Below are 16,579 nucleotides of genomic sequence, written 5' to 3' on the forward strand. Positions count from 1 at the left end.
TCATCGATTTTAGTGACCAACGAGATTCATCCCGCATGAACTTAAGAAATACGTGTCGAGAAAGACGCAACCAGCTGAGCCCTGAGCAACAATTTCATCACGCTAGACAAGCTTCCCATTTATTATTGCGATCCAATTGGCTACAACGCCCCAAACGCATTGCTGTTTATTTTTCACAAGATGGTGAACTCAATACCGACTCACTCATTGACGCACTGTGGCAACGAAATCATCAGGTTTTTTTACCCGTGCTGAAAACCTTACGAGGGCGTCATATGGCATTTGCTGAATATACCCCTGAGAGCGTCTTGGCACCAAATCGTTTTGGTATTTTAGAGCCACAAATCCAGAACCAATATCACTTAACCGGTCAACAACTCGACCTGGTTTTAATGCCGCTGACCTGCTTTGACTTACAAGGACATCGAACAGGGATGGGGGGAGGATTTTATGATCGGACGTTTCAGTTTAAACGCTGGCAAACCCATCGTCATAATCGACCAAAACTGATTGGATGGGCACACGAGTGTCAGAAAGTGGAACACATCCAACCCGAGCCTTGGGACATTCCTTTAGAAGGACTGGTCACTGAAAAGAATCTCTACACGTTTTGAATGAAAAATGACCAGGCCTGGTCATTTTTAGAACCGGATGAATTGTGTTTAAAACCTATTCAATCGGTTTTAAAAATAATTGATACCCAATATTGTCTTGTTCTGAGAAATAACGATAACCTAAGTTATCCAAATACGCTTCAAATGCGGGCTTTTGTTCCGGAGGAACCTGCACCCCGACCAACACGCGACCATAAGCAGCGCCATGGTTTCGATAATGGAATAAACTGATGTTCCATTCTTCACTCATTTGAATTAAAAACTGCAACAATGCGCCGGGACGTTCTGGAAACTGAAAACGATACAGCAACTCATTCTCGACCCCTTTTGCATGGCCACCGACCATAAATCGCAAGTGCAATTTAGCCATTTCATCATCACTCAGGTCTTCCAACTCATAGCCGCATTGCTTTAATTGCTTAATCAACGATTCTTTTTCAGCCGTGCCGCCTTCGGTTCTCACGCCAACAAAAACCACCGCTTTTTGACGATCTGAATAACGATAATTGAATTCTGTAATTGCACGGCGATCTCCAAGTAACTCACAGAAGCGTTTAAAGCTTCCTGGTTTTTCATCAATGGTCACCGCAAAAATGGCTTCGCGTTTTTCACCGATTTCTGTCCGTTCGGAAATATAGCGCAAACCGTCAAAATTCATATTCGCACCACTGACGATCACTGCCATATTCAAGTCGGCCACGCCTTTTTCTTCCACGAACTTTTTCATTCCCGCCAATGCGAGTGCGCCTGCTGGCTCGGCAATCGCACGGGTGTCTTCAAAAATATCCTTAACCGCAGCACAAATCTCATCGGTTTTAACGGTCACCATTTCATCCACACAAGTTTGCGCAATACGAAATGGAATCTCACCGACTTGTGCTACAGCCACGCCATCTGCAAAAATACCAACCGAATTAAGTTTGACCCGCTCTTTCGCTTTAAGGGCTTCGGTCATACAAGCAGCATCTTCTGGCTCAACGCCGACAATGCGGGTTTCAGGAGACACTTGCTTAATAACCGCTGAAATACCTGCAATCAACCCTCCACCACCGACCGGAACGAAAATCACATCAAAAGGTTTGCTTTGGCGCAACATTTCCAATGCAATCGTGCCTTGACCAGCAATCACATCTACATCGTCATAAGGCGGAATATAGGTATAACCATTTTCTTCGCACAATGTTTTAGCATGCGCTGCTGCTTGATCGTAGGCGTCACCGTGCAACACGACTTCCCCACCCAAGTTTCGAACTGAATTTACCTTAATCGCCGGAGTCGTTCTTGGCATGACAATAACGGCTTTAATGCCCATTTTTGTCGCAGACAATGCGACCCCTTGTGCATGGTTTCCCGCTGAAGCCGCAATCACACCTCGCTCTTTTTCTGCATCTGTTAAATGATAAAGGCGGTTATATGCCCCCCTTAATTTAAATGAAAAAACCGGCTGTAAATCTTCACGTTTCAACCAAATATTATTACGAACCCGACGTGAAATCAGCGGAGCTTTTTCTAAAGGCGTTTGTTCAGCCACATCGTAAACAGGGGCTTTTAAAACTCGACGCAGAATTGTTTCAGGCATTCAGGATTCCTTATGGTTGAAAATCATTTAAACACATTTTAGACGGTATTGAAGCATAACAAAACCGCCACCCAACATTATTTTAAATTGACGGTTAAATTTCCTATCATCGCCACTCGTCTTTACATATTTTTATTTCAAAACATCACGAAAATTATTCCAGATCAAGACTTAAGATTTCCTCAATCCTGTAGCAAGTCTTTAGACAAATTCACCACACTCTCTTAAGACTTTAATTAAAATTTATTACATACAATACCCTCAAATAATATAAGCCCTCTAAGAATGTTAGATAAAACATCATTTGGGCCATCAACCCTAGAAAAACAACCCTTTCCCTAAGGAACTTTAGAAATGAATCAGTCACCTCTTTATATCGCTATATTAGCAGCTTTATCCACATCAACTCTTAGCTCAACGACTTATGCCGAAACGGATAAGTTGAAAAAAATAACCGTTGCCGCAACCGCAGAGGAAGCGGCACCGCAAGAAGATACTCACACGAGTGCGGAGCTGCTGGACAATGGTAATAGTGAAACTGGAGATGTGCTTCGCCAAGTCAACGGAGTTTCTGCGGCAAGAAAAGGCGGACATGGCTTAGACCCTCAAATTAGAGGACAACAATACTCTCAACTTAACATTCTTTTAGATGGTGCCAAGATTGAAGGCGGATGCCCGAATAGAATGGATCCACCGACGTCTTACTCCGAAGTATCGTCTTATGATGAAGTCGTGGTAATCCGTGGCGTCAACAGCGTTTTAAATGGTCCGGGTGGAAGCGGCGGAACCATTTTATTTAACCGTCAAAAACCCACCTATAATCCTGAAAAAAACCACCTCAGGAGAAGTCTCTGTTGGGAAATCGAATATTTTAAATTATGAAACCAACGCTGAAGTTCAAGCGGTGGGTAAAACAGGCTATGTTGTGGTTCAAGGCTCTCGTAAAGACGCCAACAATTACACGGACGGCAATGGCGATGTCGTTAAATCTAGCTATAACACAAACCAAAGTCATATTGATTTGGGTTGGACACCAAGCGACAACCATCACTTAAAATTGTCTGCCGAGAAAAGTCGAACAGAAGATGCTCTATATCCGGGTGCTGCAATGGATGCCCCAGAAACAGAAGGCACCATGTTGCGCTTGAAATATGAAGGCCGTCAACTGTCCGAAGCCATTGCCGACGTAGATATAGACTTATACCGCTCTACGGTGGATCATGTCATGAATAATTTTGATCTCAGAAACCCGCCTTCTGCCATGATGAAAAGAGAAACGCCAACCTCAACAGAATCGAATGGCGCAAAAGTTAAATTAACCAGCCATATTGGCAAAACACAGTTTGACTACGGAATGCAATTGGAAAGCGTCAATAAAGAGGCAACGCTTTGGAATCGCTCGGTGACTCCGAACACTTCCCTAAATTATATGTGGCCAGATGTGACAAACACGACCAAAAGTCTGTTTGCAGAGACCAATACCTTACTTTCACAACAAAGCAATTTAATTTTCGGGCTGCGTTATGACCAGATTGATGTTAAAGCGAATGACATCAACCAAGCACCAACCGGTGCACCTGGAAACATGCCAAGCTTGGTCTATGCAAAAACCTACAGTGATTACAACGGTGAAAGCACAGCAAATGAAGATAATTTAAGTGGGTTACTTCGATTTGAGAATACGTTCGCATCAAACTATAAATGGTATTTAGGTGCTAGCCATACGAAAAGAACAGCCGATGCGACCGAAAGATTCATGTCAAAATGGGGCATGATGAGTGGTACCCAAACCAGCTGGGTTGGAAACCCGAATATCAAACCCGAACAACATAACCAAATCGATTTAGGCCTTGGGCAAAAAACGGCGCAATTGAATTGGAATATTTCGGTATGGTATGACAAGGTCAATGATTATATCTTGAGAGATTTAGCCACTAATCAATATGACAATGGCATTAAAACAACCGCTAAAGATCAAACTGAAGTGTACGTGAATGTCGACGCTGAACTGTATGGGGCCGATCTGGAAGCAGATTATAGAATAACATCCGCGTTTACTGCAGGAGGACAATTCAGCTTGACGAAAGGTCGTAACACGACCGACAATCGTAATATTGCAATGATTTCTGCTCCAACAGGGTCACTACACGCAACCTATCGTCCAAGCAACTGGCACTTAGGGGGACGTTTTAACTTTGCACTAGAACAAACTGATATTGATAAGGCCTATACGCCTGAAGCAAACCATGGCGAAACGCCAGCTTGGAGCACGTTAGACATTTACGGAGGATATCAGTTATCTAAAACCTGGCAAATTAATGCAGGAATCGACAATTTAATGGATCACGCTTATTATGATCACTTAAGCTATGATCCTGTCGACCCAACCATTTATAAAAACAATGAGCCGGGGCGCAACTACTGGGCAAAAGTGACGGCCAAGTTTTAATTAGCAGGTTATTAATCTATAGAGGGCGCTAAGCGCCCTTTTTTTGACAAAAAGAGATCTCAAAGACTTCTTAATTTTATGAAAAAAAGTATTTTCTTAATCCTCATCACCCTCTTGGTTATTGGAGTGAGTGTCATTATATGGTTAACGCCTCCGATTCAGTTTCTGACGTCTGCAGACTCCAAAATAACAACGGCTTCTTTAAGCCAAGAACCCCAAGGGGGTGATTTCACGTTAACCTCTGCATCTGGTCCAGTTTCCTTGTCGGATTACAAAGGCAAACTGGTCTTGATTTATTTTGGTTATACGTTTTGCCCAGACATCTGCCCTACCAACCTAGGCAACTTAGCCATGGCGTATCAGCAGTTAACGCCCAAAGAACAAGATCAACTCCAAATCCTATTCATTTCGGTCGACCCTGATCGAGACACGCCAACCAGGCTGAAACAATATGCTGACTACTTTAACAGTGGTATGGTCGGTTTAACGGGTAAAAAAGCGATCATTGATGACATTACAGATCGTTATGGCGTGGTTTACGCGATTCATCGAGAAAAGCCAGATGATACAACTTATTCCGTTGATCACTCGGCATTTACTTATATAATTAATTCCCAAGGCGAACTGGTGAAGCAATTGCCTCACGCCACCAGCCCGGATATTTTTACACAGCAAATCCGTCATTTCATGACACAACATCCCTAAAACTGGAGCGATAAAAATGCGTTTTCAATTCAATGTCACCTCAACTTTTATAACAGCATGTCTTTCAATATTGAGTTTCAATGCTTTCGCCAATGATGCTTCGTCCATTGATGTAGATAATGCCTATATTCGTGAAGTGCCTCCGGGTGCCATGGCAACCGGTAGTTTTTTAACCCTTAAAAATAACAGCGACCAAGAAGTCCGCTTAGTTGGTGCGACCTCCAACGCCGCCAAAAAAGTCGAGCTTCATACGCATATCAATGATAACGGCGTTATGAAAATGCGTCAGATCAAATACATTTCAATTGACGCACACCAAGAAACCAAACTTCAACCAGGCGGACTTCATATTATGTTCATCGGCTTACAAAAAGAATTGAAAGAAGGTCAGACCATTCCAGTGACACTCAAATTCAAAGATGGCAGCCAAAAAGAATTAGCGGTTCCGGTTAAATCGGTCATGAATCCCATGGGTAATATGAACAATATGCACCACCATCACTAGCCCCTCTATCAGAGTGAGTTGCCTCAACAGGCAATCACTCATCCATACTCTTTTCAGACTTATCTCTTGAAAAAAAAACCTTTATCTCTATACTCATCAGACCAAAATTAAAAAATAAAGGCCTCAAGTTCATGATGAGTAAAAACTTCGCCCTTTTAGCACTGGCGGCAACAACCGCATTGTCTTTCTCTACAGCGTCTTATGCGGATGAAAAAAATCCACTGGACGACGTTAAAACACTCAAGCTATGTGTCGATTACAGCACTTTAACATCTGAGGCAGATAAAGCCTCTTACATGAAAGAACTTGATCGTCGTGGACAATTGAGCGTCCAAGATCATGACAATTTTGCAAAAAAACAAGTCGTTAACGGTTCGACCATGTGCGGCATGTATATGACGCTTGGAAAGCCAATGGCTGAGAAAGGAAAACAACTACGCCCAATGGTGTACAAAGTGGTTCATGTCTACCCAACCCATTACTATGTGACCCAAATGGGCATGGTGGTTGAAAAATATGAACGCAAAGAAGGCGAACTACCGCCTAAATTGATTCATGAAAAACCAAAGACTCAAGCTCCTCCAGTGATCTACCAGTCACCTGGCGGCACACCTATGCACCACCAATAAGCTTTTCAAAGTCTATTCAGGCTTTAAAACTACCCTGAATAGACTTCAAACCCAACAAGACGTCACTCAAAAAAGCTGACCGCTTCCTCGCTGCCATACTTAATCTATACTTTTTACACTAAAGTGATTAAAATATGCGCCATCATTAATAATGAATTAGAGAATAACACCATGACACAAGATGAATTAAAACAACAAGTTGCTATTGCGGCAATCGAATATGTCGTTCCTGACACTTTTATTGGGGTAGGAACAGGTTCTACAGCAAACTTTTTCATTGATGAGCTTGCTAAAATCAAGGGCAAAATCAAAGGCGCTGTCGCTAGTTCTGAAGCAACCGCAGAGCGTTTGAAAGGTCATGGCATCCCTGTAATGGAACTCAACTCTGTTGATGAGTTATCTGTTTATATTGATGGTGCCGACGAAGCGGACCCTAAATTAAATCTCATCAAAGGTGGCGGCGGCGCATTAACACGTGAAAAAATCGTGTTGGCCGTGGCGAAACAATTTGTTTGTATCGCGGACGACAGCAAGAAAGTCGATGTGCTAGGCAAATTCCCACTTCCAATTGAAGTCATCCCGATGGCACGCAGTTATGTTGCCCGTGAAGTTGTTAAACGTTTCGGTGGTGAGCCCGTCTTGCGTGAAGGGTTTACAACCGACAATGGCAATGTCATTTTAGACATCCACGGTTTGCAGATCACAGACCCAGTTGCGATGGAAACTGAATTGAACAGCATCGTCGGCGTAGTAACAAATGGATTGTTTGCAGCACGTAACGCAGACATCTTCCTATGTGGTACTGCCAACGGCGTTGAAACCATCAAAGCTTAAACCAAGCGTCCAAGGCTTCGACGTGACAATAAATCATGTTGAAGTCATGTTATTTCTGTAACCAGGGCATTGAAATGAATAAAATCGGCAGCAAGCTATTCGGCATCCTCGTTTTAGTCTTACTCGGTACTTTACTGTATCTGACTGTTTTTTCAGATGGATTGGGAAAAGCACCTGACATCACGGTTAAGACCGCGCAAGGTGAAACCATTCAACTCAATAAACCCATGAAACCGGTTTTAGTGAACTTCTGGGCCACCACGTGTCCTGGATGTATTACAGAAATGCCTCACCTGGCACAGATGAAACAAAAGTTTGGCGATAAGTTCGAACTCGTGGCTGTATCAATGAATTATGATCCTGCCGAGCAAGTTCAAAAGTTTATCGCAAAAAACCCTTACCCGTTTTCATTTGTGAAAGACTCCGATGGCAAGATAGCCGAAGCATTTGGTGGGGTTCTATTAACACCGACCAGTTTCTTAATTGCGCCAAATGGCAACATTGTTTATCAAAAAATCGGTGAAGTTGACTTTGATATCGTTACGGAACGTATCAAGAAAATGACACCTGATTTATAAAAACCGTCATTCAACGTTATTAATTTAACGGCCATTTCAATTTATTGCACAACACACATCAACAGGAAAAACCATGTCAAATTCTCATACTTTATTTGAAGCCGCTCAAGCCCATATTCCAGGCGGAGTTAATTCACCCGTTAGAGCATTTAAAGGCGTGGGCGGAGACCCTGTCTTTTTCGAATCGGCAAAAGGGGCTTATTTAACCGATGTGGATGGTAAACAATACATTGATTATGTGGCTTCGTGGGGGCCTGCTATTCTAGGGCATACGCATCCGGATGTGATTAAAGCTGTTCAAGCACAAGCTGAAAAAGGACTGTCTTTCGGTGCGCCGACGGAAATTGAAACCACAATGGCCGATATGGTTTGTGATTTGATTCCTTCAATGGATATGGTTCGAATGGTGAGCTCAGGCACGGAAGCGACAATGACAGCCATTCGTTTAGCTCGGGGCTATACTGGGCGTGATAAAATCGTTAAATTTGAAGGATGCTATCATGGACATTCTGATTCTTTATTGGTGAAAGCAGGTTCAGGCGCATTAACATTAGGGGTTCCCTCTTCTCCAGGTGTGCCGGCTTGCTTAGCAGAAGAAACGTTGACACTCACGCATAATGATTCAGATGAAGTGAAAAAAGTCTTCTCTGAAATCGGTGATCAAATTGCCTGCATCATTGTCGAACCTGTTGCCGGTAACATGAACTGCATTCCACCAGAAGCAGGTTTCCTTGAAACACTTCGTGAAGTCTGTGATGAAAATGGCACCGTTTTAATTTTTGATGAAGTCATGTGTGGCTTCCGTGTTGGCTTAACAGGCGCTCAAGGCCGTTATAACGTAACACCTGATCTAACCACTTTCGGAAAAGTCATCGGTGGCGGCATGCCAGTGGGTGCTTTTGGCGGTAAGAAAGAAGTGATGCAACATATCTCCCCTCTAGGGCCTGTTTATCAAGCAGGGACTTTATCAGGTAACCCCATCGCCATGACAGCAGGACTCAAAACACTGGAACTCATCAGTGAAAAAGGTTTTTTTGAAGCTCTGGAAGCTAAAACAACCAAGCTGGTCAACGGACTTCAACAAGCAGCAGATGACGCTGGCATTGCTTTCACAACAAACCAAGTCGGTGCGATGTTCGGTTTCTTCTTTTCAAAGGAAAAGCATATTCGACGTTTTGCACAAGTTGCGAAAGGCGATATGGATCGATTTAAAGCTTTCTATCACGGCATGCTGAATGAAGGGATCTACTTAGCCCCTTCTGCTTTTGAAGCTGGTTTTGTTTCTTCTGCTCATACTGACCAGGATATTGATAACACCATTGCCGCTGCGAAAAAAGTCATGGCCACCCTTTAAACCAACATATCCATACAGTGGCTTATCTTTTGAGCCACTGTTTTCTAATCATGAATACTTCTTTTGATAAAGGCACGCTAATTTCACTTTTCAACCAAACCTTTCTACCGTTAAGAAATACACAATTGGTCTGCTGTGAAGAAGAGCCGATTTATCGTCCTGCCGACCCAGGGAACAATCATCCCCATCATCGAATTGTTTTTGCTCATGGTTTTTTTGCTTCTGCTTTACATGAAATTGCACACTGGTGTGTCGCAGGCTCTGAAAGACGTCTATTAGAAGACTTTGGTTACTGGTATCAACCCGATGGACGCTCACCCGAACAACAAGCTGAGTTTGAAAAAGTCGAGATAAAGCCTCAAGCACTTGAATGGATCTTTTCAATGTCAGCTGGCTTTCCATTTGTGTTCAGCGCAGACAATTTAACAGGCAATGCGAGCCCCTCTAAATCCTTTCAGAAAAATGTTTTAAAACAAATAGACAGTTATCTAACCCAAGGGTTGCCAGAAGATGCTCAAATATGGTCTCAAGTTTTGCTAGACCACTATCAACCTGAATACCAACTGTCTGCAACTCTATTTAAGCTTCCAGACTGACGCTTGCTCTCTCCACCATACAAAGGACATTAATCTAATTAATTAGCGTTTTTTAAAACGGAGGACTAGAATAAAAGAAAACAGTGAAAAACACTGCATTCTCTATTTGTTCGAACGAGTCTAGTGGTAAGCAACCGCGATGAGATGATAAATACGAAATGGCTCCTAGAAAAGGAGGGACATGATGTATAACGATCACACAATGTGGGGCTTTATGGGCGGCGGTATGTGGATATTCTGGCTGATTTTCATCATCGTTGTTCTGTTACTGATTAAAGTCTTTAATACCGTTACCAATAACGCCGGCAAACCGAATGAAACCGCCTTGGAAATACTAGAGAAACGGTATGCTAAAGGTGAAATTTCAAAACAAGAGTTTGAAGAACGTAAAAAAGAGTTAGAAGTCTGAACAAAATCGCAATCATAACGGAAAATTATTGTGTTCTTAATCAAAAAACGGCCAGGCCTGGCCGTTTTTAAAAGCATATCACGTGTTCAATGCTTATTTTTTAGGCTTGCTAAAAATAGCCCAACCGAGTAATCCCATCAATAAAACAAACAAACCGATTTCAATGAAGGCCCACATAGTTTACTCGTCAATTTTGATAACTTTTCCGTTTTGACCTTCCTTGATTATATCCAACCCTTTTTGAATTTTATCATTGACCGTCTCCACATCATCATAAACCGCGACTTTCACAATCACAGCACTCAATGAAATATTTTTAATTTCCTGCTGTTTATTTTTTACGACTACCTTCTTACTGTGAATAATGGTTCGAATACGCTCAATATAATCTGGAATTTTATGAATCGGGAAAGATGGCGGTGGGAAAACAGCCAATTCATCTTCGCTAAGTCGCATCATTTCCCAGTTTTCATCCGTTTCAGTCTGAATGATTTTCACCACCAAACGGATAATACTGTCACCTAACAACCAAGAAAATGCTTCGTTATAATAATCTAGATCGGTAATATCGAACACGATAAAATGTCTTTTCGAAATCACGCCTGACATCGATTCTTTTAAAAATTCCATCAACGTCTTTTCAAAATAGGTTTTATCAGGTAACCCCGTTAAGAAGTCACGACTCATGCTCTGCTCTATTTCAATGACTTCATTTTGAACCGATTCCAGTTCTTTGACATTTTTTTGCATCCAAAGCGTGGTTTCAACCGAGTCGGTTTCAACGGTTTTAAGCTCCATAATCGCTTCCGATAAAATAATCTCGATTGCCTCTCGGGTTTCAGCCACCGTTAGACTTTCACGCATGTCACCCAGGGTATCTTTATGACCTCGAATACTTTCAACAAACTCGTGAATCTTGGCTTTTAAATCATTCGCTTTATTAATGATTTGACTGGTATTTCGATTAATGCCTAATGAGTCTCTAAAATGTTCTTTTAAAACATATACTTCATAAAGCTTTTCATAGGAGGCATCTGAAATTTCCTGACCGGTGGAAAGTAAAGACTTCACTCGTGAAATGAGAGCTTTATTTTGACCCAAATAATAAAGAAACCAAATGCTAAACGTTACTGGGGATGGTTTTATATTATGCTTCGTTAAATGCTCAATCGCTTTTCTAGCGATAACTTGGTGATTCATACTCATCCTTCTAGCGTCAAATTCATATACATAAGGTCAGCTTCTCGCCTCATTGTCAATAAAGCACATTAAACCGAAATTTTTTGCTGTAAAGCGGTTAATAGTCGCTGGTGTATGCCACCAAAACTACCATTGCTCATAATCACGACTGTATCTTCCGGTAAAAGTTCTTCCACCAATCGATCAAGCAAATCATCATAGTTATCGGCGACCTTGACGGGAACTTTAAAAAGATCCATTGGCATTGTCCAGTTCCAATCAGGGTCAATAAAGGCATAAACAGCATCGGCCTCATCAAAGGCTGCCGGTAACGTGTTCTGATGAACCCCCATTCGCATGGTGTTGGAGCGCGGTTCAAACACGGCAATCAATCGTCCCGTCGTCGACTGCGCTTTTAATTGCGACTTCATCCCCGACAAGGTCATTTGAATTGCAGTGGGGTGATGTGCAAAATCATCATAAACCACAATGTCATTGACGGTACCAACTTGTGTCATTCTTCGACGCACACCTTCAAAAGTACACAACCCTTGAATTGCTTCTTCCACCGGAACCCCGCAATGCTGAGCAGCAGCAATCGCACTCAATCCATTACGGACATTATGCAGTCCGGTCATGGACCAATGAACCTTCCCCCTGAACTGCCCCTGATAATAGACTTCATAGGCGGTACCATCATCTGATAACAGTTGATAAGTCCAATCGGCCTGTGTCGACTGGCTACCCTGCGCTTCCAGCGGTGTCCAACAGCCTTGCTGAATGACTTCATCAATATTCGTTTCATCGGATGGCTGAATAATTAAGCCATTGCCAGGCACCGTTCTAACCAAATGGTGAAACTGCCTTTGAATGGCTGCCAAGTCATCAAAAATATCGGCATGATCAAACTCTAAATTATTCAGCACACAAGTACGAGGGTGATAATGCACAAACTTAGAACGTTTATCGAAAAAGGCGGTGTCATACTCATCGGCTTCGACCACAAAAAATGGGGAGGCTCCCAATCGAGCTGATACCCCAAAGTTTTCCGGAACGCCTCCAATCAAAAAACCGGGCTGCAAACCAGCATGCTCTAAAATCCAGGCCACCATTGAAGCGGTCGTCGTTTTACCGTGTGTGCCAGCAACAGCCACCACCCAACGATCTTTTAAAATATTTTCTGCCAACCACTGAGGGCCCGAGGTATAAACCTGTTGTGCGTTCAAGGTTGCTTCAACCGCGGCATGGCCTCGGCTTAAAGTGTTGCCAATCACAACCACATCGGGCGTTTGTGAGAGAAAAGCCTCTTCATAAGTTGAAACGGGAATGCCTGCTTGTTCAAGCTGTGTGCTCATGGGAGGATAGATGGCCGTATCAGATCCGCTGACATTCACGCCCATTGATTTGGCAAGCTGCGCGATTCCCCCCATGAAAGTACCCGCAATACCTAAGATATGAATTTTCAACGACAGTCCTTTAAATCAGCACTCATAATGTGCTACTTTTGTATTCTTTTTTTCAACTAAAGCGTATCTTATTGAAGATTTCTTCAAAAGCCAATGAGTTTTGCTTGCTCAAACACAAACAAGCCCTTAAACTTCCGGCTATGGATTATAAAATAATTGACCAACAAGCCGATTTAGACGCCTTTTGCGAGCAGCTTAAGACTTGCCCATGGATTGCCCTCGATACTGAATTTGTTCGAACAGATACCTATTTTTCTATTCTCAGCTTAATTCAAATTCAAACCCACGATGGCCAAGCCGCGATTATTGACCCATTGGCAATCGAAGATTTAACGGCTTTATGGTCGATTATCAGCAACCCGAATATCCGAAAAGTCTTCCACTCAGCGCGTCAAGACATAGAAGTATTGTATCAAGTCTCTGGTCAAATGCCGACCTCAATTTATGATACCCAAATCGCCTGCTTATTCTTACAACATGGCGATTTGGCAGGCCTGGCTAGAGTGGTTAAGGCAGAGCTCAACTTTACTTTGGAAAAAGACCAGACACGAACCAACTGGCGACAACGTCCTCTCACCTGCAAACAATTGGAATATGCCATCAATGATGTCCGTTATTTGGCACCGCTCTACGAAAAGCTACAAACTGAATTGACAGAACAACAGCAAACAGCTTTAGAAGAAGACTTTCAAGCTCTTTTGAATGAAGACTTATATAAAATCGATGTCAAATCTGCTGGTAAAAAAATCAAAGCCACCAAAAAACTTTCCCGTAAAAACAAAGCCATTGCGTACAAACTGGCGGAATGGCGTGAGCAATTTGCGATTGAACACAACAAACCAAAACGCTGGGTCATGTCGGATGAGGTATTGGTTGCCATCGCAAAACGCCCACCGAAAACCCCCGAAGCACTTTACAAAGTCCCTCACATCAAAGCCTCTTCTGTAAAAAATTACGGGGCAGAATGGGTTGCGTTAATTGACGAAGTCTTTGAGTCGCCAGATGATTGGCCAAAACCGACGGTCTCTTCTGCACCCGCCACGCCACAAGATGAGGTTTTAATTTCTATTGGGTTTGCGCTCATTCAACAAATTGCCATTGACTACAACGTCAATCCAAACAATATTGCCAACAAATCCGACCTTTTAAAGATGATTCAGTCAAGTAGCTTTACGTTAGTTGGTTGGCGCGGATTATTACTGGGCAAACCCTTTACTCAGTTTTTACAGAACCAGATGCTTTTAAGCTGTAAGCAAGGAAAGTTAGTTCAAGAAACTTTCACCCCAAACGCCTATTAATATCTCTTATAATCTAGCCTATTCGTTTCAGTCACCATCAGTTGAATTTTTTCAACCCGACGCATTAAAGCCACTCAAAAGGATTATTTAAACCATGTCACACCCTAAAAATGTGATTTATGCTCAAGCAGGCGGTGTCACAGCAGTCATTAATGCAAGCGCAGCCGGCGTAATCGAAATGACCAGGCATCACCCTGAAACCTTTGGAAAAACCTACGCTGCGATCAACGGCATTGTCGGTGTGCTTGAAGAACGCATGGTCGACACATCAGAGCTTGATGAAGCCGCCCTCAATCGTTTAAAAACACAACCTGGTGCAGCTTTTCAGGCCTGCCGCTTTGACCTAGACACCATTGATGAAAACCCAGCACAGTATGAGCGCGTCTTAGAAGTCTTCCGCGCCTATGACATCGGTTACTTTTTTTATAATGGTGGGAATGGTTCTATGCTTACAGCTCAAAAGGTTGCCGATTATTGTTCCGATCATGGGCACCCTGTTACCTGTATTGGGGTCGCGAAAACCATTGACAATGATTTGGCCTTATCACACTGCAGCCCAGGCTTTGGCAGTGCGGCAAAATATATTGCCACAAGCCTACTGGAAGCCACTATGGATTTATTTTCCATGCACAACACCTCAACAAAGTTTTTTGTTTTAGAAGCGATGGGACGAAACACAGGCTGGCTCACCATTGCCGGCGGGTTGATCAAAACCGTGTTACCAGACGTTCCCCTCATTGTGTTACCTGCCGAGCGCGCATTTGATCAAAAGGCGTTTCTTGAGCGCGTCGAAACCTTAATTGAAACACAAGGATATTGCGTCTGTATTGTTTCAGAAGGTCTGACTGATGCTGATGGCAACTACATTTCCATTGAAAACATCGAACACACCCAACACAATGACTACACCCAACTGGGAGGCGTTGCCCACTCTTTATCAGGCTTAGTGGCGAATACTTTCAATTGTAAAACCCACAGCGCGGTACCGGACTACTTGCAACGCTCAGCGAGCCATATGGTCTCGGAGACTGACTGGGAAATGGCTTATCGCGCGGGGAAAGCAGCCGTTCAAGCGGCTTTAGATGGACATCATGGCGTCCTACCCACCATTGACGTCACCAGCCATTCACCGCTCGAATGGCGTTATCAGAATGTAGATTTGTATCAAGTTGCCGAGTTAGAAAAACGCGTGCCGGATGCCTTTTTAACCGATGATGGCATGGACATTACACAAGAGGCTATTGATTACCTTCAACCGCTAATCAAAGGTGAAAGGCCGGTCAAATTCTATAACGGCTTACCAGATATCGCGCCGATTCATTTTGACTTAGTCTCTCCTATGCTTTCGGCTTATAAAGCCATCAAATAAGTCACCAATAAAAAACAGCCAGGCCTGGCTGTTTTTCCCCTGTCACAACCCCCTGCTTTTTATGGGGTAAAAACGGGTTGATGCAGACAATTTCTGTTCATATTGGCATGGTATCCATTACACTATCTTCTGTAAAAATAAAACATAACGCATTAAGTGAAGGGTTCTTATGAATTTTGACAGCTTTGACATGACGACATTTTGGGAAACATTTGTGGTTGACTGGGGAACGAATCTCTTTTTAGCCATTATCACCTTCATCATAGGACGCTTTGTGTCCAAGCTAATCAGCAAAGGTACCAAAACATTGCTGAATAAGTCCCATATGGATGCCATGCTCGTCAACTTCATCCTGTCCATCCTGAATGCGTTATTGTTATTGTTTGTCATTATCGCTTCTCTAAGCCAACTGGGCGTTGATACCACTTCTCTTGTCGCACTACTTGCTGCAGCGGGACTGGCGGTTGGGCTGGCATTGAAAGATTCTTTGCAGAACTTTGCTGCAGGGGTCATGTTAATTATTTTCAAGCCATTTAAGATAGGCAACTATGTCGAAGCCGCCGGTACAGCAGGCATTGTTGAGAATATTGGTATTTTCAGTTCGCAGTTCCGCACTGGTGACAATAAAGAGGTGATCATTCCAAATGGCAAAATATACCAAGGAACGATTACCAATTATTCAGCCAAAGACACTCGACGTGTCGATATGGAATTTGGTATTGGTTACGATGATGACATTCAGCAAGCCAAAAAAATCTTACAGCAATTAATTGAAGCAGATGACCGCGTTCTAAAAGAACCTGAACCGGTTATTGCTTTGTCTGAATTGGGAGAATCCAGTCTGAACTTTATTGTCAGACCTTGGGTCAAGGCTTCCGATTACTGGGCTCTTAAATGGGATATGAATGAAAAGGTCAAACAAGCGTTTGATGACGCTGACATCAACATCCCTTACCCTCAAATGGATGTTCACATGACTCAACTTTCCAACGAATCAAATTCAAAATAAAGAAAA

General features: G+C 42.9%; 17 protein-coding genes. 14 read left to right on the forward strand and 3 right to left on the reverse strand.

Translation table 11 applies throughout. The annotated features are described in order from the left end of the window. Positions 1–35: 35 nt before the first annotated feature. On the forward strand, positions 36–614 hold the full coding sequence (locus GHNINEIG_RS08265) for a 5-formyltetrahydrofolate cyclo-ligase (protein WP_135796204.1): 579 nt from the start codon (positions 36–38) through the stop codon (positions 612–614). A gap of 55 nt (positions 615–669) precedes the next feature. On the opposite strand, the gene ilvA is transcribed toward GHNINEIG_RS08265, so the two are convergent. Continuing rightward, positions 670–2,193, reverse strand: a complete 1,524-nt coding sequence (gene ilvA / locus GHNINEIG_RS08270) for a threonine ammonia-lyase, biosynthetic (protein WP_135796205.1) — start codon at positions 2,191–2,193, stop codon at positions 670–672. 354 nt (positions 2,194–2,547) lie between these two features. On the opposite strand from ilvA, the gene GHNINEIG_RS11765 reads away from it, so the two are divergent. From GHNINEIG_RS11765 to GHNINEIG_RS08315, 10 genes are all read left to right on the forward strand, one after another. Next, positions 2,548–3,075 carry a TonB-dependent receptor plug domain-containing protein gene (locus GHNINEIG_RS11765; protein ID WP_223260863.1) on the forward strand — a complete coding sequence of 176 codons (528 nt, stop codon included), beginning with the start codon at positions 2,548–2,550 and terminating at the stop codon, positions 3,073–3,075. Beyond that, positions 2,957–4,642: a TonB-dependent receptor domain-containing protein gene (locus GHNINEIG_RS08275; protein WP_223260864.1), complete on the forward strand. Its 1,686-nt coding sequence runs from the start codon at positions 2,957–2,959 to the stop codon at positions 4,640–4,642. Before GHNINEIG_RS11765 ends, GHNINEIG_RS08275 begins: the two co-directional genes overlap by 119 nt. Before the next feature lie 78 nt (positions 4,643–4,720). Continuing rightward, positions 4,721–5,347 (forward strand): SCO family protein, encoded by a 627-nt coding sequence (locus tag GHNINEIG_RS08280; protein ID WP_135796206.1) that lies wholly within the window; start codon positions 4,721–4,723, stop codon positions 5,345–5,347. A gap of 16 nt (positions 5,348–5,363) precedes the next feature. Further along, on the forward strand, positions 5,364–5,852 hold the full coding sequence (locus tag GHNINEIG_RS08285; RefSeq protein ID WP_135796207.1) for a copper chaperone PCu(A)C: 489 nt from the start codon (positions 5,364–5,366) through the stop codon (positions 5,850–5,852). 131 nt (positions 5,853–5,983) lie between these two features. Further along, positions 5,984–6,481 carry a hypothetical protein gene (locus GHNINEIG_RS08290; RefSeq protein WP_135796208.1) on the forward strand — a complete coding sequence of 166 codons (498 nt, stop codon included), beginning with the start codon at positions 5,984–5,986 and terminating at the stop codon, positions 6,479–6,481. A 171-nt stretch (positions 6,482–6,652) separates the two neighbouring features. Further along, positions 6,653–7,315 (forward strand): ribose-5-phosphate isomerase RpiA, encoded by a 663-nt coding sequence (gene rpiA / locus GHNINEIG_RS08295; protein WP_135796209.1) that lies wholly within the window; start codon positions 6,653–6,655, stop codon positions 7,313–7,315. Positions 7,316–7,389: 74 nt separating this feature from the next. Continuing rightward, positions 7,390–7,893 (forward strand): peroxiredoxin family protein, encoded by a 504-nt coding sequence (locus tag GHNINEIG_RS08300; RefSeq protein WP_135796210.1) that lies wholly within the window; start codon positions 7,390–7,392, stop codon positions 7,891–7,893. Between the two features lie 73 nt (positions 7,894–7,966). Beyond that, entirely contained in the window at positions 7,967–9,247 is a 1,281-nt protein-coding gene (gene hemL, locus GHNINEIG_RS08305) for a glutamate-1-semialdehyde 2,1-aminomutase (protein ID WP_135796211.1), read from the forward strand. Between the two features lie 50 nt (positions 9,248–9,297). Then, the gene (locus GHNINEIG_RS08310; RefSeq protein WP_135796212.1) at positions 9,298–9,843 is read left to right on the forward strand and encodes an elongation factor P hydroxylase; all 546 of its coding nucleotides are present in this window, start codon (positions 9,298–9,300) and stop codon (positions 9,841–9,843) included. 181 nt (positions 9,844–10,024) lie between these two features. Then, entirely contained in the window at positions 10,025–10,252 is a 228-nt protein-coding gene (locus tag GHNINEIG_RS08315) for an SHOCT domain-containing protein (RefSeq protein ID WP_223260865.1), read from the forward strand. Between the two features lie 180 nt (positions 10,253–10,432). On the opposite strand, the gene GHNINEIG_RS08320 is transcribed toward GHNINEIG_RS08315, so the two are convergent. Both GHNINEIG_RS08320 and mpl read right to left on the reverse strand, forming a co-directional pair. Then, entirely contained in the window at positions 10,433–11,452 is a 1,020-nt protein-coding gene (locus tag GHNINEIG_RS08320) for a GGDEF domain-containing protein (protein WP_135796213.1), read from the reverse strand. A 68-nt stretch (positions 11,453–11,520) separates the two neighbouring features. Then, the gene (gene mpl / locus GHNINEIG_RS08325) at positions 11,521–12,897 is read right to left on the reverse strand and encodes a UDP-N-acetylmuramate:L-alanyl-gamma-D-glutamyl-meso-diaminopimelate ligase (protein WP_135796214.1); all 1,377 of its coding nucleotides are present in this window, start codon (positions 12,895–12,897) and stop codon (positions 11,521–11,523) included. Between the two features lie 71 nt (positions 12,898–12,968). Between mpl and GHNINEIG_RS08330 the strand changes: the two genes are divergently transcribed. The 3 genes from GHNINEIG_RS08330 (at position 12,969) to GHNINEIG_RS08340 (ending at position 16,573) form a co-directional block, all read left to right on the forward strand. Continuing rightward, the gene (locus GHNINEIG_RS08330) at positions 12,969–14,195 is read left to right on the forward strand and encodes a ribonuclease D (protein WP_135796215.1); all 1,227 of its coding nucleotides are present in this window, start codon (positions 12,969–12,971) and stop codon (positions 14,193–14,195) included. Between the two features lie 94 nt (positions 14,196–14,289). Further along, positions 14,290–15,564 carry a 6-phosphofructokinase gene (locus GHNINEIG_RS08335; RefSeq protein ID WP_135796216.1) on the forward strand — a complete coding sequence of 425 codons (1,275 nt, stop codon included), beginning with the start codon at positions 14,290–14,292 and terminating at the stop codon, positions 15,562–15,564. A gap of 169 nt (positions 15,565–15,733) precedes the next feature. After that, entirely contained in the window at positions 15,734–16,573 is an 840-nt protein-coding gene (locus tag GHNINEIG_RS08340) for a mechanosensitive ion channel family protein (protein WP_189636861.1), read from the forward strand. The last annotated feature ends 6 nt before the right edge of the window (positions 16,574–16,579 follow it).

Source organism: Hydrogenovibrio crunogenus, assembly GCF_004786015.1.
Taxonomy (GTDB): Bacteria; Pseudomonadota; Gammaproteobacteria; order Thiomicrospirales; family Thiomicrospiraceae; genus Hydrogenovibrio; species Hydrogenovibrio crunogenus.